General features: G+C 67.8%; 20 protein-coding genes. 13 read left to right on the forward strand and 7 right to left on the reverse strand.

Going from position 1 to position 19553, the window contains the following annotated elements; all coding sequences use genetic code 11:
* Positions 1-27 precede the first annotated feature (27 nt).
* Together miaB and Q5Z10_RS07210 are read right to left on the reverse strand one after the other, a co-directional pair.
* Positions 28-1446: a tRNA (N6-isopentenyl adenosine(37)-C2)-methylthiotransferase MiaB gene (gene miaB, locus Q5Z10_RS07205; protein WP_303638562.1), complete on the reverse strand. Its 1419-nt coding sequence runs from the start codon at positions 1444-1446 to the stop codon at positions 28-30.
* 737 nt (positions 1447-2183) lie between these two features.
* Entirely contained in the window at positions 2184-2804 is a 621-nt protein-coding gene (locus Q5Z10_RS07210; RefSeq protein ID WP_303638563.1) for a glutathione S-transferase family protein, read from the reverse strand.
* Positions 2805-2873: 69 nt separating this feature from the next.
* On the opposite strand from Q5Z10_RS07210, the gene Q5Z10_RS07215 reads away from it, so the two are divergent.
* The 7 genes from Q5Z10_RS07215 to Q5Z10_RS07245 all read left to right on the forward strand — a co-directional run bounded on the left by Q5Z10_RS07215 (position 2874) and on the right by Q5Z10_RS07245 (position 9066).
* Positions 2874-3842 (forward strand): helix-turn-helix transcriptional regulator, encoded by a 969-nt coding sequence (locus Q5Z10_RS07215; protein ID WP_303638564.1) that lies wholly within the window; start codon positions 2874-2876, stop codon positions 3840-3842.
* A gap of 46 nt (positions 3843-3888) precedes the next feature.
* Complete coding sequence (locus tag Q5Z10_RS07220) at positions 3889-4803, forward strand: lytic transglycosylase domain-containing protein (RefSeq protein ID WP_303638565.1); 915 nt, start codon at positions 3889-3891, stop codon at positions 4801-4803.
* 330 nt (positions 4804-5133) lie between these two features.
* Entirely contained in the window at positions 5134-5754 is a 621-nt protein-coding gene (gene petA / locus Q5Z10_RS07225) for a ubiquinol-cytochrome c reductase iron-sulfur subunit (protein WP_303638566.1), read from the forward strand.
* The gene (locus Q5Z10_RS07230; protein WP_303638567.1) at positions 5754-7013 is read left to right on the forward strand and encodes a cytochrome b; all 1260 of its coding nucleotides are present in this window, start codon (positions 5754-5756) and stop codon (positions 7011-7013) included. The genes petA and Q5Z10_RS07230 overlap by 1 nt, the downstream gene beginning before the upstream one ends.
* Positions 7006-7755, forward strand: a complete 750-nt coding sequence (locus Q5Z10_RS07235; protein ID WP_303638568.1) for a cytochrome c1 — start codon at positions 7006-7008, stop codon at positions 7753-7755. Before Q5Z10_RS07230 ends, Q5Z10_RS07235 begins: the two co-directional genes overlap by 8 nt.
* A 134-nt stretch (positions 7756-7889) precedes the next feature.
* Positions 7890-8525, forward strand: coding sequence for a glutathione S-transferase N-terminal domain-containing protein (locus Q5Z10_RS07240; RefSeq protein ID WP_303638569.1), 636 nt, complete (start codon positions 7890-7892; stop codon positions 8523-8525).
* Positions 8526-8610: 85 nt separating this feature from the next.
* The gene (locus Q5Z10_RS07245; RefSeq protein ID WP_303638570.1) at positions 8611-9066 is read left to right on the forward strand and encodes a ClpXP protease specificity-enhancing factor; all 456 of its coding nucleotides are present in this window, start codon (positions 8611-8613) and stop codon (positions 9064-9066) included.
* Positions 9067-9162: 96 nt separating this feature from the next.
* Here the strand turns inward: Q5Z10_RS07245 and Q5Z10_RS07250 are convergent, their stop codons facing one another.
* From Q5Z10_RS07250 to Q5Z10_RS07265, 4 genes are all read right to left on the reverse strand, one after another.
* The gene (locus Q5Z10_RS07250; RefSeq protein WP_303638571.1) at positions 9163-9513 is read right to left on the reverse strand and encodes a DUF3301 domain-containing protein; all 351 of its coding nucleotides are present in this window, start codon (positions 9511-9513) and stop codon (positions 9163-9165) included.
* Positions 9514-9581: 68 nt separating this feature from the next.
* Positions 9582-10538, reverse strand: coding sequence for a DUF2272 domain-containing protein (locus tag Q5Z10_RS07255; protein ID WP_303638572.1), 957 nt, complete (start codon positions 10536-10538; stop codon positions 9582-9584).
* Positions 10539-10651: 113 nt separating this feature from the next.
* Positions 10652-11533, reverse strand: a complete 882-nt coding sequence (gene nadC, locus Q5Z10_RS07260; RefSeq protein ID WP_303638573.1) for a carboxylating nicotinate-nucleotide diphosphorylase — start codon at positions 11531-11533, stop codon at positions 10652-10654.
* Entirely contained in the window at positions 11530-11799 is a 270-nt protein-coding gene (locus Q5Z10_RS07265) for a Trm112 family protein (RefSeq protein ID WP_303638574.1), read from the reverse strand. Before Q5Z10_RS07265 ends, nadC begins: the two co-directional genes overlap by 4 nt.
* Before the next feature lie 58 nt (positions 11800-11857).
* Here Q5Z10_RS07265 and purE point away from each other — a divergent pair, with 58 nt between their 5' ends.
* The 3 genes from purE to Q5Z10_RS07280 all read left to right on the forward strand — a co-directional run bounded on the left by purE (position 11858) and on the right by Q5Z10_RS07280 (position 13967).
* Positions 11858-12361, forward strand: a complete 504-nt coding sequence (gene purE, locus Q5Z10_RS07270) for a 5-(carboxyamino)imidazole ribonucleotide mutase (RefSeq protein ID WP_303638575.1) — start codon at positions 11858-11860, stop codon at positions 12359-12361.
* A complete protein-coding gene (locus tag Q5Z10_RS07275; RefSeq protein WP_303638576.1) occupies positions 12358-13506 on the forward strand; it encodes a 5-(carboxyamino)imidazole ribonucleotide synthase in 1149 nt (382 codons plus the stop codon). Before purE ends, Q5Z10_RS07275 begins: the two co-directional genes overlap by 4 nt.
* 119 nt (positions 13507-13625) lie before the next feature.
* A complete protein-coding gene (locus tag Q5Z10_RS07280; protein WP_303638577.1) occupies positions 13626-13967 on the forward strand; it encodes a carboxymuconolactone decarboxylase family protein in 342 nt (113 codons plus the stop codon).
* A gap of 113 nt (positions 13968-14080) precedes the next feature.
* Here the strand turns inward: Q5Z10_RS07280 and Q5Z10_RS07285 are convergent, their stop codons facing one another.
* Positions 14081-14659: a superoxide dismutase gene (locus Q5Z10_RS07285; protein ID WP_303638578.1), complete on the reverse strand. Its 579-nt coding sequence runs from the start codon at positions 14657-14659 to the stop codon at positions 14081-14083.
* Positions 14660-14778: 119 nt separating this feature from the next.
* Between Q5Z10_RS07285 and grxD the strand changes: the two genes are divergently transcribed.
* From grxD to Q5Z10_RS07300, 3 genes are all read left to right on the forward strand, one after another.
* The gene (gene grxD, locus Q5Z10_RS07290; RefSeq protein WP_303638579.1) at positions 14779-15099 is read left to right on the forward strand and encodes a Grx4 family monothiol glutaredoxin; all 321 of its coding nucleotides are present in this window, start codon (positions 14779-14781) and stop codon (positions 15097-15099) included.
* Positions 15096-15893 carry an SDR family NAD(P)-dependent oxidoreductase gene (locus tag Q5Z10_RS07295; protein ID WP_303638580.1) on the forward strand — a complete coding sequence of 266 codons (798 nt, stop codon included), beginning with the start codon at positions 15096-15098 and terminating at the stop codon, positions 15891-15893. The genes grxD and Q5Z10_RS07295 overlap by 4 nt, the downstream gene beginning before the upstream one ends.
* A gap of 227 nt (positions 15894-16120) precedes the next feature.
* Positions 16121-19315 carry a TonB-dependent receptor gene (locus Q5Z10_RS07300; RefSeq protein WP_303638581.1) on the forward strand — a complete coding sequence of 1065 codons (3195 nt, stop codon included), beginning with the start codon at positions 16121-16123 and terminating at the stop codon, positions 19313-19315.
* Positions 19316-19553: the final 238 nt, after the last annotated feature.

Genomic DNA, 19553 nt, shown 5'->3' on the forward strand with positions numbered 1-19553 from the left:
GGCATGCCGACCCACGGCCGGCATGCCTTATTCCGCCACCACGCGCGCGCGGAGCGAATTGGTCAGTGCTTCAGTGATCACCACATCCACGAACTGGCCGATCAGCCGCGCCGGCGCCGGGAAGTTCACCGACCGCATGTTCTCGGTCTTGCCGGTCAGTTCGTTCGGGTTCTTGCGCGAGGGGCCTTCCACCAGCACGGTCTGCACGGTGCCGACCATCTTCTCGGAGATGCCGGCGGCATGCGCATTGATGCGTGCCTGCAGGCGCGACAGGCGCGCATGCTTCTCGGCATCGCTGATCGTGTCCTCCAGGTCCGCGGCCGGGGTGCCCGGGCGACGTGAATAGATGAAGGAGAAGCTGTGGTCGAAGCCGATGTCCTCGATCAGCTTCATGGTCTTCTCGAAGTCGGCATCGGTCTCGCCGGGGAAGCCGACAATGAAGTCCGAGCTGATCGAGATGTCCGGACGCACCGCGCGCAGCTTGCGGATCTTCGACTTGAATTCCAGCGCGGTGTAGCCGCGCTTCATCGCCGACAGCACGCGGTCGCTGCCGGCCTGGACCGGCAGGTGCAGGAAATTGGCCAGCTGCGGCACGTCGCGGAATGCATCGATCAGCGAATCGCTGAACTCCAGCGGGTGCGAAGTGGTGAAGCGGATGCGGCCGACGCCGTCGATCTCGGCGATGGTGCGGATCAGCAGGCCGAGGTCGGCAAATTCGCCGTCGCCATACGGACCGCGGTAGGCATTGACGTTCTGGCCGAGCAGGTTGATCTCTCGCACGCCCTGGGCGGCCAGCTGTGCCACCTCCACCACCACGTCCTCGAACGGGCGGCTGACTTCGGTGCCGCGGGTGTAGGGCACCACACAGAACGAGCAGTACTTCGAGCAGCCTTCCATGATCGACACGAACGCCGAGGCGCCCTCGGCGCGTGGCTCGGGCAGGCGGTCGAACTTCTCGATCTCCGGGAAGCTGATGTCCACCTGCGGCCGCTTCTGTTCGCGGCGGGCACGGATCAGCTCCGGCAGGCGGTGCAGGGTCTGCGGGCCGAACACCAGGTCCACGAACGGGGCGCGCTTGATGATCGCCTCGCCTTCCTGCGAGGCCACGCAGCCGCCGACGCCGATGATGACCTCACGGCCCTGGTTCTTCAGCCCCTTCCACACGCCCAGCTGGCTGAACACCTTTTCCTGCGCCTTCTCGCGGATCGAGCAGGTGTTGACCAGGATGACGTCGGCGTCTTCCGGGCGGTCGGTCAGCTCCAGGCCGTCGCTGGCGGCGAGCACATCGGCCATCTTGGCCGAGTCGTACTCGTTCATCTGGCAACCGTGGGTCTTGATGTACAGCTTGCCCTTGACCTGGTCGGGCTTGCGCGGACCAGTGGGCAGGGCAACGAGCGGGGTACCGCCCGCTGCGGCGGGCGGAAAGACGTCTGGCGTCCCGGTCATGGCGCTTAATCCATTCGGGTGGCGGGAAAGCCGGGAATTCTACCCGCATCGCGCCCGGTCCGCCCCGGTAGCGCCGGGCCATGCCCGGCGGATGCCGGAAGCGCCGCGTCACCGGCATCACCCGCCTCGCGTCCGGTCCGCCCTCCGGTAGCGCCGGGCCATGCCCGGCGGAATGCCGGAAGCACCGCGTTACCGGCATCACCCGCCTCGCGCCCGGTCCGCCCCCGGTAGCGCCGGGCCATGCCCGGCGGAATCCCGGAAGCGCCGCGCTGCGCGCTCGCGGGGCATGGCCCCGCGCTACCGGAATCCACCCGCATCCACCGGTAGCGCCGGGCCATGCCCGGCGGAATGCCGGAAGCGCCGCGCTGCGCGCTCGCGGGGCATGGCCCCGCGCTACCGACATCCACCCGCATCCGCCGGTAGCGCCGGGCCATGCCCGGCGGAATCCCGGAAGCACCGCGCTGCGCGCTCGCGGCGCATGGCTCCGCGCTACCGACATCCACCCGCATCCTCCGGTAGCGCCGGGCCATGCCCGGCGGAATCCCGGAAGCGCCGCGCTGCGCGCTCGCGGGGCATGGCCCCGCGCTACCGACATCCACCCGCATCCTCCGGTAGCGCCGGGCCATGCCCGGCGGAATCCCGGAAGCACCGCGCTGCGCGCTCGCGGGGCATGGCCCCGCGCTACCGACATCCACCCGCATCCACCGGGTGCGCCGGGCCGTGCCCGGCGCAATGGCTCACGCCGCGACCAGCTCCGCATCGATCTGCCGCGAGCGGTCGAAGGCGGTCAATGCGCTCATGCGGTCGATGTAGGCCGCAGTCGCCGCTGCCGGGGTGACCAGGCCGAACGCACGGGTCCACGCCAGCGCATTGCCCCACAGCACGTCGGCGGCGCTCATCACCTCGCCCAGCAGGTACGGCCCCTGTGCCAGCTGGTCTTCGATCACCTGCAGCACGGTATCGGCATCGTTGTAGGGCGACATCGACTGCGGTGGCGGGTCGCGCCGCATCGCGCGGTCGATCATCGCAGGCTCGAAGCAGGCGCCGTAGAAGGCCATCCAGCGCAGGTAGGGGCCACGCAGTGCGTCGCCGATCGGCGGCGCCAGCCCGGCTTCGGGGTACAGGTCGGCCAGGTACAGGTAGATCGCCACCTGTTCAGTGACCAGCGCGCCGTTGTGCACGATGGCCGGCACCTTGCCCATCGGGTTGATGGCCAGGTAGGCCGGGGCCAGGTTGGCGCCGGCCTTCAGGTCCAGCACCTGCATGCGGTAGTCCGCACCCAGGGCTTCAAGCAGGGCCACCGCGCCGCTCGAGCGCGAACGGGCAGCGTGATACAGGGTGATCTGGCGTGAGGTCATGGCACTGCTCCTTGGAATCGAGGCTCATGCTGGGGCACTATCGCGGACGACTTCTGTCCGCGATTCCCCATGCGCCATACCGCCCATCGCCTGCTTCGCCTGATCGCCCTGCTGCAGGCGCGCCGCCACTGGTCCGGCGCCGAACTGGCCGAGCGCATGGGCGTGGACCGGCGCAGCATCCGTCGCGATGTCGAGCGCCTGCGCGAACTGGGCTACCCGGTCCAGGCGTCGGCCGGCGTGGGCGGCGGCTACCGCCTGGGGGCCGGCGCGCCGGTGCTGCCGATGCTGCTGGACGAGGAGGAGGCGACCACCCTGGCGATCGCGCTGCGCGCGGCGTCGGCCACCGTCTCCGGCATCGACGACACCGCGCGCGGCCTGCTGTCCAAACTGGACCCGCTGGTGCCGACCCGGCGCCGGCAGCAGGCCGGCGAAGTGCATGCGGCGACCGCCACCCTGTCGGATCAGCCTTCCACCGACGCGCGCCTGCTCGGTCGCCTGGCCCAGTACTGCCGACAGGCCACGCGGCTGGCTTTCGAGTACCGCAGCGCGCAGGACGTGCTGACCCAGCGCGAGGTCGAGGCCCAGCACCTGGTCAACTACGGGCGCCGCTGGTACCTGCTGGCATGGGACCTGGGGCGGCAGGACTGGCGCACCCTGCGGGTGGACCGCATGGGGGCGGTTCATCCACAGGGCGGCCCCGGCATGCACCGGCGCACCCCGGCGCCGCCGGACGTGATGGTGCGGCAGGCGGTCAGCCAGGCGCCGTTCGCGCTGCAGGCCGTGCTGCGCCTTGCCGGCTCGGAGGCCGAGCTGGCCGGCCGCGTGCCGCCCTGGTGCGGCGTGCTGGAAGCCGATGGCGCCAGCCACTGCCTGCTGCGGATGGGGGCGGAGAGCCGCGGCATGATGCTGGCGCAGATCCTCAGCCTGGACCGGCTGCCGCTGGCGCTGTGGACCACCCCGCCAGCGCTGCGCGAGGAACTGGCGCAGCGGCTGGCCGGGCTCGGCCAGGTGCTGGCTGTGCCGCTGGTCACGGACTGAGCCGCGTCGCTTGGCAAGCTGCGGCGAAGCTGGGACACTCGCGCCCATGAAGGGGAGACTGGGGACAACGGCGATCATCATCGCTGCGCTGACCGCTGCGCCGGCCAGCGCCGGCACCCTGTACAAGTGCCTGGGCACCGACGGGGTCACCAGCTATGTCAGCAAGCGGGTGGCCGGTGCCCAGTGCAGCACCATCAGCTATTCGCGCAGCGCCGGCCGGCCATCACGGCCGGCAGCCGCCGCGCCGCTGCCGGCAACGCCCACGCCTGCCGCTGCCGTGGCCCGTGCCGAGCGCAATCCGGTCGCGGTGACCGCCGCTGCGGCCAGTCCTGCCGTCGCACCGACGCCGGTGCCCGCGCCGGCCACACCGCGCGGCGGACGCATGGTCAGCGGCCAGGTCTATTCGTACATGCAGGACGGGGTTCGCCACTACACCAGCGCCCGCCCCACACAGGTCGCCAACCTCGGCCCGGTACGGACCATCCGTTACAGCTTCATGGAGCGCTGTTACGCCTGCGGCGTCAATCCGCGCGTCGATTTCGGCAGCGTGCGCCTGAACACCACCTCCTTCCAGACCGAGATCGCCTCGGCCGCCCGCGAGTTCGGCGTGGAAGAGGCGATCGTGCGCGCGATCATCCACGCCGAGTCGGCCTACAACCCGACGGCGCTGAGCCGCGCCGGCGCCCAGGGACTGATGCAGCTGATGCCGCCGACCGCCGCACGCTTCGGGGTCAGCGACGCCTACGATGCCGGGCAGAACATCCGCGGCGGTGTGCAGTATCTTGCGTGGCTGCTGAAACGTTTCAATGGCGACCTGACCCTGGCCGCTGCCGGATACAACGCCGGCGAAGGCGCGGTCGACCGCCATCGCGGCGTACCGCCCTATAGTGAGACCCAGTACTACGTGCGCCGGGTCGGCCAGCTGGCCGAGCGTTACCGCACCGCCCTCAGCCACCAGTAGCGCCGGGCCATGCCCGGCGAGCGAAGCGGCACCACCAGCAGCAGCGGGCCATGCCCGGCGAACGAAGCGGCACCACCGGTAGCGCCGGGCCATGCCCGGCGAGCGAAGCGGCACCACCAGTAGCGCCGGGCCATGCCCGGCGAACGAAGCGGCACCACCAGCAGCGCCGGGCCATGCCCGGCGAGCGAAGCGGTACAAACAAAGAGTTGTTGCAATGCGTTGTGTGGCGCGCGACGGTTCCGCTACACTCGACCGTGATTCAATGCGGCTCTGGCCCCCACCGGATCCGCTGGCAGCCTTAAAGCTACCTAATCAATATCGGAGTGCCGGATGGCCAACGATGGGGTACACGATCCAGTCAACACCGGACGTCGGCGTTTTCTTTCTGCCACCACAGCCGTGGTGGGCGCCGTCGGCGTCGGATTCACCGCAGTTCCTTTCATCAAATCCTGGAATCCCAGTGCGCGGGCCAAGCTTGCCGGTGCACCCGTGGTGGCCGACATCAGCGCCCTGCAGGAAGGCCAGCGCCTGATCGTGGAATGGCGTGGCCAGCCGATCTGGATCGTCAAGCGGTCCAAGGCCATCCTCGACGCGCTGCACGGGCTGGACGATCGTCTCAAGGACCCCGAGTCCGGCGAGAAGGACCAGCAGCCCGAATACGTGCTCAAGCAGAACCCGGAGCTGCGTTCGATCAAGCCGGACATCTCGGTGCTGGTCGGGCTGTGCACGCATCTGGGCTGCTCGCCGGAAATGGTCGCCGAGATCCGTCCCGAGCCCTACGATCCGCAATGGAAGGGTGGCTACTTCTGCCCCTGCCACAAATCGCGCTTCGACATGTCCGGCCGCGTCTTCAAGGACGTGCCGGCGCCGATCAACCTGCTGGTGCCACCGCACCACTACCAGGACGACAACACCGTCATCATCGGTGTTGATCCGCAGGGGGCTGCCTGATGGCCAATATCCTCAGCCGTACCGCCACCGGCGTCGCCGACTGGGTCAACGCCCGCGCACCGGGGCTGATGCCGATCTACCGCAAGCACGTCAGCGAGTACTACGCGCCGAAGAACTTCAACATCTGGTACTACTTCGGTTCGCTGGCGCTGCTGGTGCTGGTCAACCAGATCGTCACCGGCATCTTCCTCACCATGCATTACAAGACGAATGCCGCCGAAGCATTCGCCTCCATCGAATACATCATGCGGGACGTGGAGTGGGGCTGGCTGATCCGCTACATGCACTCCACCGGCGCCTCGCTGTTCTTCATCGTGGTCTACCTGCACATGTTCCGCGGGCTGCTGTATGGCAGCTACCAGAAACCGCGCGAGCTGGTGTGGATCCTGGGCATGCTGATCTACCTGGTGCTGATGGCCGAAGCCTTCATGGGCTACGTGCTGCCGTGGGGCCAGATGTCGTTCTGGGGGGCCAAGGTGATCATCTCGCTGTTTGGTGCCATTCCGGTGATCGGCAACGGGCTGACCGAGTGGATCATGGGCGACTACCTGCCCAGCGATGCCACGCTCAACCGGTTCTTCGCCCTGCATGTGATCGCGCTGCCGCTGGTGCTGCTGCTGCTGGTGGTACTGCACCTGGGGGCCCTGCACGAAGTGGGCTCCAACAATCCCGATGGCGTGGAGATCAAGAAGGGGCCAAAGGGCAACCGCTGGTCGCCGAACGCACCGGCCGACGGCGTCCCGTTCCATCCGTACTTCACGCTCAAGGACGGGGTCGGCGCCGGCTTCCTGCTGATCATCGCGGCCTTCATCATCTTCTTCGCGCCGGCCTTCGGCGGCCTGTTCCTGGAACACGACAACTTCACCGAGGCCAACCGCCTGGTCACGCCCGAGCACATCAAGCCGGTGTGGTACTACACGCCGTACTACGCGATGCTGCGGGTGGTGCCGAACAAGCTCGGCGGCGTGATCGTGATGTTCTCGGCGATCGCGATCCTGTTCCTGGTGCCGTGGCTGGACCGTGCGCGGGTCAAGTCCTACCGCTACCGCGGCATCCTGTCGCGGGTGCTGCTTGGCGTGTTCGCGGTGTGCTTCGTCTGGCTGGGGGTGATCGGCTCGGGCCCGGGCACCGATGCACATGAAACCTATGTCGGGCGTGTGCTGACCTTCCTGTATTTCGCCTTCTTCATCACCATGCCGATATGGACCAGGCTGGACAGGACCAAACCGGTACCGGATCGGGTGACCACGCATGACTGACCACTGGATTGTCCGGCTGGCCTGCGCGGCCGCGCTGATGCTCGGCAGTGCGCTGGCCTCTGCCGCCGAGGGCGGCACCACGCTGCTGCAGGCTGGCAACGACCTTGGCGACCGCGCGTCGCTGCAGCGGGGCGCGCAGCTGTACATGAACTACTGTTCCGGCTGCCATGCGCTGAAGTACCTGCGGTACTCGCGCATGGCCCAGGACCTGGGCCTGAGCGAGGAAGAGGTGATGAACAACCTCAACTTCACCGGCTCGGCGATCGGTGATCCGGTTCCGGTGGCGATGCCGAAGGAACAGGCGGAAAAATGGTTCGGCAAGATGCCGCCGGATCTCAGCCTGATCTCGCGCGTGCGTGGCAGCGACTGGATCTACACCTACCTGAAGTCGTTCTACCTGGACAGCAGCCGGCCGCTGGGCTGGAACAACGCCCTGTTCGCCAACGCCTCGATGCCCAACCCGCTGTGGGAGATGCAGGGCCTGCAGCATGCGGTGCACGGCAAGGCCGAAGCGCCGGGCATGGACCCGCCGGTGACTGGCCTGCGCATCGACAGCCCGGGCTCGGTGGACGCAGCGCAGTACGACCAGGCGGTGCGTGACATCACCAACTTCCTCGAATACGCCGGCGAGCCGGCGGCGCTCAAGCGGCAGCAGCTGGGCGTGTGGGTGATCCTGTTCCTGGCCCTGCTGACCTTCCTGCTCTACCTGTTGAAGAAGGAATACTGGAAGGACGTGCACTGATCCAGGGCCGGCCATTGCTTCGGGCCTATTGGCTTTTGTGATGGTCGGTTGCACACTCGGGGAGGAGTCGACCGCCGGCACGGTGCTGGCGGCGCCGATGCGGCAGGCGGTCTCCTGTCGTAGGAGAGCCTTTGATGGCGGCGAGCGTACGCATGCGCAATACACTGACGCTGTTTTCCTCGAACGACGATGTACTGTGCCACCGTGTGCGCCTGGTCCTGGCGGCCAAGGGTGTGACCTTTGATTTCGTCCCGGTCGACCCACAGAATCCGCCCGAGGACCTGATCGATCTCAACCCGTACCACTCGGTGCCGACCCTGGTCGAACGCGAGCTGGTGCTGTATGCCGCCTCGGTGGTCAGCGAGTACCTCGACGAGCGCTATCCGCACCCGCCGCTGATGCCGGTCGATCCGTTGTCGCGCGCGCGCATCCGCCTGGCCATGCTGCGCATCGAGCACGACTGGGTGCCGCAGGTGCAGGCCATCCAGCTGGGCAACAAGACCCAGGCCGAGGCCGGGCGCAAGCGGCTGAAGGAGCTGTTGACCGCCTCGCTGCCGCTGTTCAAGGCCAGCAAGTTCTTCCTCAACCCGGAAATGAGCCTGGCCGACTGCGCGATGGCGCCGATCATCTGGCGGCTGCAGTCGCTGGACGTGCCGCTGCCGAAGGACAGCAAGGCGATCGAAGACTACGGCAACCGGATCTTCCGCCACCCCGGATTCGCCCGCAGCCTGACCGAGCAGGAAAAGAAGCTGCGCGACCTGCCGGTCTGATCCGGCGGCCGCTTTCCCGTCTGCACGCCGACCGGCGTGCAGGCGATCCGCCCCGGCAGGGGCGTCGGGCGCGTACACTTCACGCATGACCGAAGACTTCTTCCACATGACCAGCCACCGCCCGTACCTGCTGCGCGCACTGGTGGAATGGATCAATGACAACCAGCTGACTCCGCACATCCTGGTCGACGCCGGTGTACCCGGCGTGCAGGTCCCGCCTTCGGCGGTCAAGGATGGCCGGGTGGTGCTCAACATCGCCGAGCGCGCGGTGGTGCGCCTGGTGATCGACAACGAGTCAGTGAGCTTCTCGGCCCGGTTCTCCGGCGCCAGCTATCCGGTCCAGGTGCCGATCAGTGCGGTGCTGGCCGTGTATGCGCGCGAGACCGGGCAGGGCATGGCGCTGCCGGATGACATCCCCGGTGGCGAACCGGCGCCGACCAGCGACGAGCTGCTGCACGATGAGGATGCGCCGCCGCCGGAAGACACCCCGCCTGCAGGCCCGCCGCCGAAGGGGCGCCCGAATCTGCGCGTGGTCAAGTAACGTTTTCGACGCCGCCCCCCGGGGCGGCTTTTTTCAGGCCGGCGATCCACTCCTGCAGGGCGACGGCCGTCGCCCGGCACGCCGGATCACCGCGGCCTAGACATCCTCGGCATCGTCCACATCGGCCCGGATCTGGCTGATCCGCGCTGCGCCCGGCCCCGTGAACGAGACCAGCTGGTCGCCGCGCAGCACCATGCGGCCGACATGGCGATCGATGCCGTCGTAGGAATATTCGAACTTGAAGGTGCGCTCGAAGCCGAGCCGCCCATCCTCGCCACGGCTCAGGCGCAGGCCGGTTGCGTGCACGGCCTGGTCCAGCCATTGCACATCGGCGGCGCGGCAGGCATTGCGGCCCAGTTCGACCGCCCGTTCGGCTGCGGAGCGCGCCGCGTTCCAGAAGAAGTAGACGATGCCGCCGGCAATCAGCAGAAGCAACAAGGTAGGCATGGTTCCAGGCGTCAGCGGTCGATCCAGCAAAGATGGCGGCGATGGGCGCCCGGATCAAGCGGCAGTGCTCAGCGACTGCCCATCGGCTGCACCGGCAGCGGCGCAGGCACCGGCGTGGGCGGCGCCAGCGCCGGCGCGCTGGCATTCAACTGCAGCAGCGCGGCCCAGTCCTGGCGGTTGAAGCTGCACTCGTCCTCGCGGCCCGGCGTGCAGGTCGGGTCGATGCCGGTGCTGTCACGCTCGCGCCGCGACGGCAGCTGGATCCGGCCGGTGCGGTCCAGTGGCAGCATCCGCATCGCCACGGTGTTCATCACGTTGCCGCCCACCAGGTACAACGTCTGGTCGCCGCCCAGGTTGGCGGACACCACGACCTCGCAGTGCGACTTCCAGTGGCCCACCGAACCATTGCCCAGCGCCTGCACCAGCCCGCTGTAGCTGAGCGTGGTGCTGCGGTCACGCAGGAAGCACAGCAGGTCGCCGGGGGCGGGCTTGGCCGTGCCCGGATCGACCAGGCGATACGGCACGCCGGCCGGGCCGGCCTGGTAGGCGGCCCGGATGTAGTCGATATGGCGCGGCGAACTGTTGAACCCGGGTACGCCGGCGCGTGTCATCACCCAGGAAATGAAGGCTGCCGACCACGGGTTGTCGATCAGGAAGGCGCGGCAGTCACTGTCGGTGTAACGGGTTCCCAGCGGTGCCAGGCAGCTGCTGGCGCCGGGCTGGCTGCCCAGCGCGTTCAGGGTGCCGCTGTCGCGCCAGTAGGTGGTCACGCGCTGCCAGGCGATCAGGCCGTTGTCGGCCAGGTGGTCGGCCTCGGCCTCGGTGACACTGAGGCTTGCCGCGCGGCCATCACGGTCGATGAAAGGCCGGTACCAGAGGCGGTGCTCGTTGCAGGCGGTATTGCGGATGGCTACCGCCAACGGGCTCAGTCCGAACCGGGGTGGCACATCGCAGGCTTCGGCGGCAGCGGCCGACAACGGCGTCGCTGCCAGCAGCAGGCAGACGGGCAAGAGCATCCGACGCATGCGCGGCTCCTGTGGGGGATGCGCGCAGCGTCGCAGCGCTGTCGTGAACGCCGGGTGGATCCGGCCATGCGCGGTGCAATCGATGGGGACGATGCCTGCGCCAGCGCCGGGCCTCAGCCGGGCGGCGGCCCCAGCTTCAGCGACAGGTCGATCGCCTGCACATGCTTGGTCAGCCCGCCGATGGAGATGCAGTCCACCCCGTCGTCGGCGATCGCGCGCAGGCCACCGAGGCCGACGCTGCCGGAGACTTCCAGCGGGATGCGGCCGGCGGCGATGCGCACCGCCTCGCGGCGCAGTTCCGCGCTGAAGTCATCCAGCAGGATGCGCTCGCAGCCGGCGTCCAGTGCCTGCCGCAGCTGTGCCAGGTCTTCGACTTCCACCACCAGCGGCAGCTGCGGCCACTGCCGGCGTGCCGCGGCCACCGCGGCCGGCAGCGAGCCGGCGGCGCGGATGTGGTTTTCCTTCAGCATCACGGTGTCGTACAGGCCGAAGCGGTGGTTGTCGCCGCCGCCACAGCGCACCGCGTACTTCTGCGCCAGGCGCAGCCCGGGCAGGGTCTTGCGGGTATCGAGAATGCGCGTGCCGGTGCCTTCCACTGCCGCCACGTAGCGCGCGGTGGTGGTGGCGGTGCCGGACAGCGTCTGCAGGAAATTCAGCGAGGTGCGCTCGGCACTGACCAGGCTGCGGCTGCGCCCGTGCAGCAACGCCAGCACGGTGCCGGCAGTGACGGCATCGCCTTCAGCCACGCGCCACTCGATGCGCACATCGGGGTCGAGCGCGCGGTGGGTGGCATCGAACCACGGCCGGCCGGCGATCACCGCATCCTGCTTGCACAGCAGGTAGGCGCTGTCGGCCTGGTCAGGTAGCAGGGCGGCGGTGACATCGCCGCTGCCGAGATCCTCGGCCAGCGCGCGGGCGACATCGGCGGCGACAACGGCCGGATCCGGCGTCGGCAGCCTGTCCGACGGCAGCGCGTCCGTGGGCCGCCGGCTCATGAAGACGGGAAGTCGGCGATCTGCGCGGTCGGGATGGCTTCCTCGGCCAGCAGCACCGGAATGCCGTCGTCGACCCGGAACACCTGCCTGCGGTCGCGGGTGACCAGCGCCTCGCGCAGCGGCTGCGCCAGCGGGTTGCCGTCGGCCTTGCTCACCGAGCCGGCGACGATGGCCTTGTTGAGGGCTTCCAGGCCCTTGCCATCCAGCAGGGACAGGGGCTGGCGGGTGTCCGGCGATACCAGCAGGTCAAGCAGCTTGCGATCCATGGGTCTTCGTCTTGCGTGGAAGACGGCTAGAATACGTCTTTAAGGCAGGTGACGGCCAATGACCCCCAACCCGATCGCGCCGCTTGTCGGCATCGTCATGGGTTCCCGTTCCGACTGGGAAACCATGCAGCACGCCGCCCAGAAGCTTGAAGCCCTGGGTGTTCCGTTCGAAGTGAAGGTGGTGTCCGCGCATCGGACGCCGGATGTGTTGTTCAGCTATGCCGAGCAGGCGGGGCCGCGCGGCCTGCGCGCGATCATCGCCGGCGCCGGCGGTGCCGCGCACCTGCCGGGCATGATCGCGGCCAAGACCGCGGTGCCGGTGCTCGGTGTGCCGGTGCAGTCCAAGGCCCTCAACGGCATGGATTCGCTGCTGTCGATCGTGCAGATGCCGGCCGGCATCCCGGTCGCCACCTTCGCCATCGGCAACGCCGGCGCTTCCAACGCCGCGCTGTTCGCGGCCGCGATGCTGGCCAGCGACCAGCCGGCCATCGGCCAGGCGCTGGACGGCTTCCGTGCACGCCAGACCGAAGAGGTGATGGCCCACGACGATCCGCGCCAATGAGCCTGACCGTCGGCATCCTCGGCGGCGGCCAGCTCGCCCGCATGATGGTCCTGGCGGGGGCACCGCTGGGGCTGCGTTTCGAACTCTACGATCCGGCGGCCGATGCCTGCAGTGGCCCGCTCGCGCCGCTGACGGTGGGCGCCTTCGATGACCGCCAGGCGCTGGCGGACTTCGCTGCCCGGGTCGACGTGATCACCTTCGACTTCGAGAACGTGCCGGCCGACAGCGCCCAGTGGCTGGCCGAACGCGTACCGGTGTACCCGCCGCCGTCGGCACTGGCGGTGGCGCAGGACCGGTTGAGCGAGAAGACCCTGTTCCAGCAGCTGGGCATCCCGCTGCCGGCCTTCGCCGACATCCGCAGCCGTGATGAGCTGGCGGCGAAGGCCGCCGCGTTCGGCCTGCCGTGCATCCTCAAGACGCGCCGCCTCGGCTATGACGGCAAGGGCCAGTTCCGCCTGCGCAGCGAGGCCGACATCGATGCCGCGTGGGATGCACTGGGCGCCCAGGTCGAGCGCACGGGGCTGATCCTGGAAGGCTTCGTCGCCTTCCAGCGGGAGGTCAGCGTGGTCGCGGTGCGCGGGCGCGACGGCAGCTTCCAGGCCTGGCCGGTCACCGGCAACTGGCATGTCGATGGCGTGCTGTCGGCCAGCGTAGCCCCGGCGGTGCTGTCGGTGGCCGAGCACGAGGCCGCGATCGGCTATGCCCGCCGGGTTGCCGAACACCTGCAGTACGTCGGCGTGTTCGCGCTGGAACTGTTCTGCCGGGATGGCGAACTGCTGGCCAATGAAATGGCGCCGCGGGTGCACAACTCCGGGCACTGGACCATCGAAGGCAGCGAGACCTCGCAGTTCGAGAACCATCTGCGTGCGGTGCTGGGGTTGCCGCTGGGCAGCACGCGCATGCTGGGTCATGCGTGCATGCTTAACTGGCTGGGCGCGATGCCCGATCCGGCGCCGGTGCTGCAGCAGTCCAGCGGCCACTGGCACGACTACGGCAAGGAACCGCGTGAGGGCCGCAAGGTCGGCCATGCCACCCTGCGCGACGACGAGGCTGCCGCACTGGCCGACGCACTGGAGCAGGTCGGTCTGGAGCTGGACCGCCAGGCCCAGGTGGCTCCGGCCGTGCACGCGCTGCGCAACCGCTGAGCAGGAACGTGCCGGCCAGTGGCCGGCACGAGCGGGTGCAACGATGTGGCGCGCCGATGCGTGCAGTGGCGCACCCGTGGCGATGGTAGCGTGGCGCTTCCTTCTACGGAGTCACCGCCATGCTCGACTGGAACCATTACCGCACGGAACTGAAGGGCCGCATCGGCGAGATCGGCAAGCTCTCACCCGATACCCTCAAGGGCTACGCCACCCTGGCCAATGCCGGTGCGCAGACCAACCACCTCGATGCCCGTACCCGCGAGCTGATCGCGCTGGCAGTGGCGGTCACCACGCGCTGCGATGGCTGCATCACCGTGCATGTGGATGCCGCGCTGAAGCACGGCGCCAGCCGCGAGGAAATCGCCGAAGCGTTGGGCGTGGCGGTGTCGCTCAATGCTGGCGCCGCGCTGGTGTACTCGGCACGGGTGATGGACGCAGTGGCGGCGCACGAGAACGCGTGAGGCCCATGGCGTCGCCGGGCATGGCCCGGCGCTACCGGGCTGGGTGATCCGCCCGGCGCGGCGCGGTGCAGCGATGCGGGGTTGGGTAGCGCCGGGCCATGCCCGGCGGCTCCTCAGCGCAGCTGGCTGTCGGCGAACTCCCAGTTCACCAGCTGCCAGAACGCCTCCAGGTAACGCGCGCGGTCGTTCTGGTAGTCGGTGTAGTACGCGTGTTCCCACAGGTCGCAGCACAGCAGCGGCGTACTGTCGCCGGTCAGTGGCGTCCCGGCGTTGCGGGTGGTCTGCACGCCCAGCTGGCCCCCCGGGTGCTGTACCAGCCACACCCAGCCGGAGCCGAACAGGCCCAGCGCGGCGCGGTTGAACTCCTCACGCAGGCGCTGCCCGTCGCCGAACTGGCGCTTGACCAGTTCGCCGAGACGTCCCTGCGGCTCGCCGCCCCCGCGCGGACGCAGGCACTGCCAGTAGAAGGCGTGGTTCCAGGCCTGGGCGGCGGCGTCGAACACCGTGCCCTGGGCATGGCGGACGATCTCTTCCAGTGACGCTTCTTCCCATTCAGTGCCGACGATGGCGGCATTGACCGCATCGACGTAGGCGCGATGGTGGCGACCGTGGTGCAGTTCCACGGTCTGCGTGGACAGGTGCGGCTGCAGGGAGGCGGGCAGGTAGGGCAGGGCGGGCAGTTCGACGGGCATGGACAGGTTCGTGGCCAGGGGGCGGCGGCAGCCGGTACCATCGGCTTACAATGGCGGCTACCGTGGGCAGTCTAGCCGACCGTCGCGGTCGGTTTGTCCGGCGAAGCAAGGAGTGAGGTGTGGCGGTAATGCAGCAAATCCAGGCCGAGGTGGATCGTTACCCGCTCGTGCTGTTCATGAAGGGCACCCCGCAATACCCGATGTGCGGCTATTCCAGCCGCGCCGTGCAGGCGCTGATGGCTGCCGGCGCCGTCGCGCTGCGCACCGTCAACGTGCTGGAGGAACCGGAAATCCGCGCCAACCTGCCACGCTTCTCCAACCTGCCCACCTTCCCGCAGCTGTTCATCAACGGCGAACTGATCGGTGGCTGCGACATCGTCATGGAACTGTTCGAAGCCGGCGAGCTCAAGCGCATCGTCGAAGAGGCGACCCAGCAATGAGTGCCTGGCCATCGGCGTCACCGTCAGACGGGGCGCAGGATGGCCGTCCGTTGCGGGACCGCGTGGTGCTCGTCGCCGGCGCCGGCGGTGGGCTGGGCAGTGCGGCCGCCGTTGCCGCCGCCGAGGCGGGGGCCACCGTGGTCCTGCTGGGGCGCAAGCCGCGGCGCCTGGACCGGGTCTATGCACAGGTCCAGGCGGTCGGTCCCGAACCGCTGCTGTATCCGCTGGATCTGGAAGGCGCCGGCCCCGATGACTATGCCGAGCTGGCGCAGGCGCTGGACCGCGAACTGGGCCGCCTGGACGGCCTGCTGGTCTGTGCAGCGCACTTCCCCGGCCTGACGCCTTTCGAGCTGGCCGACCCGGCCAGCTTCGCCCGTGCCCTGCACGTGACCCTGACCGCCCCGGCGTGGCTGGCACAGGCCTGCCTGCCGCTGCTGCGGCAGCGTGAAGACGCCGCCCTGGTATTCGCCGTCGATGCCCCGGAGCGGGTAGGGCAGGCCTACTGGGGGGGCTATGGCGTTGCCCAGCACGGGCTGCGCGGATTGATCGCCAGCCTGCACGACGAACTGGGCCGCAGTCCGGTCCGGGTCAGCGGGCTGTACCCCGGGCCGCTGCGCACCGCCCTGCGGGCGCGGGCCTATTCGATCGACCAGGACCCGGCCGCGCGCGGTCCGGAAGCCGCCGCTGCCGCCGCGGTGACGCTGCTGTCCAGCGCGGGACAGGCATGGCGCGGGCAGATACTCGATGCGGGCAATCCGCCATCGATGGGTGAGGCCGCTCGTAAAGCGGAATGAAGATTCCGTCACGATAGCGTTGCGATCCGGTGCCGTTTGTCGCACAACCGTCACATTGAAGGCGTAGCGTGTTAATCTAGTGTTAACCGTTGCGGCAGCTGCCGTTCACGGTAGGGAACCCCAGATAAATGTCCAGTCAGCCGCCCGCAAGGCTGGTTGGATGCGCTTTTTTTCCGCCATCGCCCAACTCGCATCGAGGCTACCGAAAAATGACCCACCCACTCCGGATGTCCAAGCTTACCCTTGGTCTCGTGGCTGCGCTCGCCGCCGCTCCCGCCTTCGCCCAGAGCACCTCCGCCGGTGTCGGCGGCCAGGTCGTGTCCCGCGCAGGCCAGCCCGTCGCCGGTGCTGAAGTCACCATCACCCACACCGAGTCGGGCACCGTTTCGCGTGCCACCACCGATGCGGCCGGCCGCTACAACGCGCGCGGCCTGCGCGTGGGTGGTCCGTACTCGATCACCATCACCAAGCCCGGTGAAGGCACCAAGACCGAAGATGGCGTCTACCTGGGCGTGAACCAGACCGGCACCATCAATGCCACCCTGGCCGGCGACCTCGCCGCGACCAACCTGGACACCGTGCAGGTCACCGCTGTCGGCGGCGGCTCGGAAGTGTTCAGCGCCACCAAGATGGGCTCGGGCACCAACATCAGCCAGCAGCAGATCGAAGTTGCGCCGTCCATCGGCGGCAACATCCAGGATCTGATGCGCCTGGATCCGCGCGTGACCTTCATCGATCGCGCCTCGGGTTCGATCTCGGCCGGCGGCCAGAACCCGCGCTTCAACTCGATCAGCATCGACGGCGTGTCGGCCAGCGACACCTTCGGCCTGGAAGGCAACAACATGCCGACCCGCCGCCAGCCGGTCGCGATGGAAGCCATCGAAGCGCTGGACATCAACCTGTCCAACTACGACGTCAGCATCGCTGCCGCCGCCGGTGCCACCGTCAACGCGGTGACCAAGTCCGGTACCAATGAATTCCACGGCTCGGTGTACGGCACCTACCGTGACGGCGACTGGTTCGGCGACAACCCGGAAGGCCAGCCGTTCAATGGCTTCACCAAGGAAAAGACCTACGGCATGACCGTCGGTGGTCCGATCGTCAAGGACAAGCTGTTCTTCTTCGCCAACTACGAGAAGTTCGAGCAGTCCGCACCGGGTGCCGACCTGGCGACCACCCCGCTGGGCAAGGCCAATGGCCAGTTCACCCTGGCTGACGTGACCCGTGCGCAGCAGATCGCGCAGGGCTACGGCATCGACGCCGGTGGCATCGAAAGCAACGGCGACACTTCGATGGAAGAGTACGCGCTGAAGCTGGACTGGAACATCAGCGACAACCACCGTGCCAACATCCGCTACAGCAAGATCGACCAGAGCAAGCTGCGCATCAACGGCATGACCACCAGCTCTGCCTCGCTCAACTCGTACTGGTACCAGCACGACAAGACCAACGAGAGCTACGTCGCCCAGCTGTTCAGCGACTGGACCGACAACTTCTCCACCGAGTTCAAGGCCTCGTACCGCGAGTTCTCGGCGATCCGTGCGGTCAGCACCAATGCACCGAGCGTGCGCATCTACTTCGACGGCACCACCGCTGCGCCGTCGGGTGACTCGCTGTACCTGGGTACCGAAGTCAACTCGCAGGACAACATCCTCGAGACCAAGGCGTGGAACTACTACGGCGCCGGCACCCTGACCCTGGGTGACCACGACGTCAAGTTCGGTGCCTCGTACGACACCAACGACATCTACAACTACTACGGTGCCAACTCGTGGGGCGCCTACACCTTCTACGGCCTGGACAACTTCGCCGCCGGCCGCTGGAGCACCTACGACTACGCGCCGGAGCGTACCCCGGGTTCGATTCCGGCTGACTACAAGTACAGCAACCTTGCGCTGTTCGTGCAGGACACCTGGTACGTCAACAGCAACCTGACCCTGACCCTGGGCCTGCGTGCCGACCGTCCGGATACCAGCCCGTCGCCGGCCTACAACGCTGCTGCGTCGAACTTCTTCGGCTACAACAACAGCAAGGTCTTCGAAAGCAAGTTCCTGATCCAGCCGCGCTTCGGCTTCAACTACACCTTCGACACCGAGCGTCCGACCCAGCTGCGTGGTGGCGTGGGCCTGTTCCAGGGTGACTCGCCGCAGGTGTGGATCAGCAACAGCTATTCGGCCACCGGCTTCAACACCAGCGTCTACAGCCTGCGCTCCAACGCCTACACCCCGGGCCTGGCCTTCAATGGCAACAAGGACAACCAGCCGATTCCGCCGGGTGCCGGTTCAAACCAGCAGAACGTCAACTTCGTCGGCAACGACTTCAAGCTGCCGTCGATCTACAAGGCCAATCTGGCCTTCGACCACGAAACGCCGTGGTACGGCATCGTGGCTTCGGCCGAACTGCTGGTCACCAAGGTCAAGGACGGCCTGTTCTACCAGAACCTGAACCTGGGTCCGGTGCAGTACCAGGGTCCGGATGGCCGTGACATGTACTACGCCCAGAACAAGGTCGGTGCGTGGGCCAACGGTGACGCGCGCGTGGCACGCAACACCGCCTACAACAACGTCTACCTGATCAACAACACCGACAAGGGCCGCACTTCGCAGTTCACCGCGTCGCTGTCCAAGCCGTGGAGCGATACCAGCGACTGGTCCTGGAACATCGGTTACACCTACACCGATGCCACCGAAGTCGGCTCGCTGACCAGCTCCACCGCCAGCTCGGGTTGGAACTACCAGTACGCGTTCGACGCCAACACCCCGGTCGAGAACACCTCGCGCTACCAGATCCGCGACCGCCTGTCGGGCTCGCTGAACTGGAAGCACAAGTTCTTCGGTGACTACGAAACCAAGATCGGCCTGGTGTACGAAGGCCGCAGCGGCCGTCCGTACAGCTACGTCTACGTCAACGACGCCAACGGCGACGGCCGCTCGGCCAACGACCTGTTCTACGTGCCGAAGGGCCCGGGCGACGTGCTGTTCGGTACCCTGGCTGCCAATGGCCAGTTCACCGCCAACGCGCAGATGGAAAAGGACTTCTTCGCCTGGCTGGCCGCCAACCCGGATCTGGCCAAGTACGCCGGCAGCACGCCGGGTGCCAACCAGTTCCGTACCGGCTGGATCAACACCTTCGACATCCGCATCAGCCAGCAGCTGCCGGGCTTCATGAAGGGGCACAAGTCGGAGATCTGGCTGGATATCCAGAACGTTGGCAACATGCTGAACAAGAAGTGGGGCAACATCTACGACTACGGCTTCTTCGCCGACAGCCGTGTGGCCACCCTGCAGGGCATGTACCAGGGCAAGTACGTGTACAACTACCGCGGTGCGGATACCCCGACCGTCGCCAACGCCGACGCCGATGGCTTCGACGTGGGCGTGTCGCAGTGGTCGCTGCAGCTGGGCTTCCGCTACCAGTTCTGATGAACTGACGTAGTTGCTGCATACGGAAACGGCCGGGGAAACCCGGCCGTTTTTCGTTCAGGCGAAAGTCCTTGCAGGGGGCAGGGCATCGGCGTAGCATCCGGACACGTGCGCGGCGCAGATGCCGCCGATGCGGTCCCGGAGCGGTGAACGCGGGACGCACCTATCCAACGGTCGGGCTTCCCGGCCGTTTTGCTTTTTAAGGGGGCGGCAGTACAGTCGGACACCTTAAAGGAAG

The sequence above is a fragment of the Stenotrophomonas sp. 704A1 genome (assembly GCF_030549525.1).
In the GTDB taxonomy this organism is placed as follows: Bacteria; Pseudomonadota; Gammaproteobacteria; order Xanthomonadales; family Xanthomonadaceae; genus Stenotrophomonas; species Stenotrophomonas tuberculopleuritidis.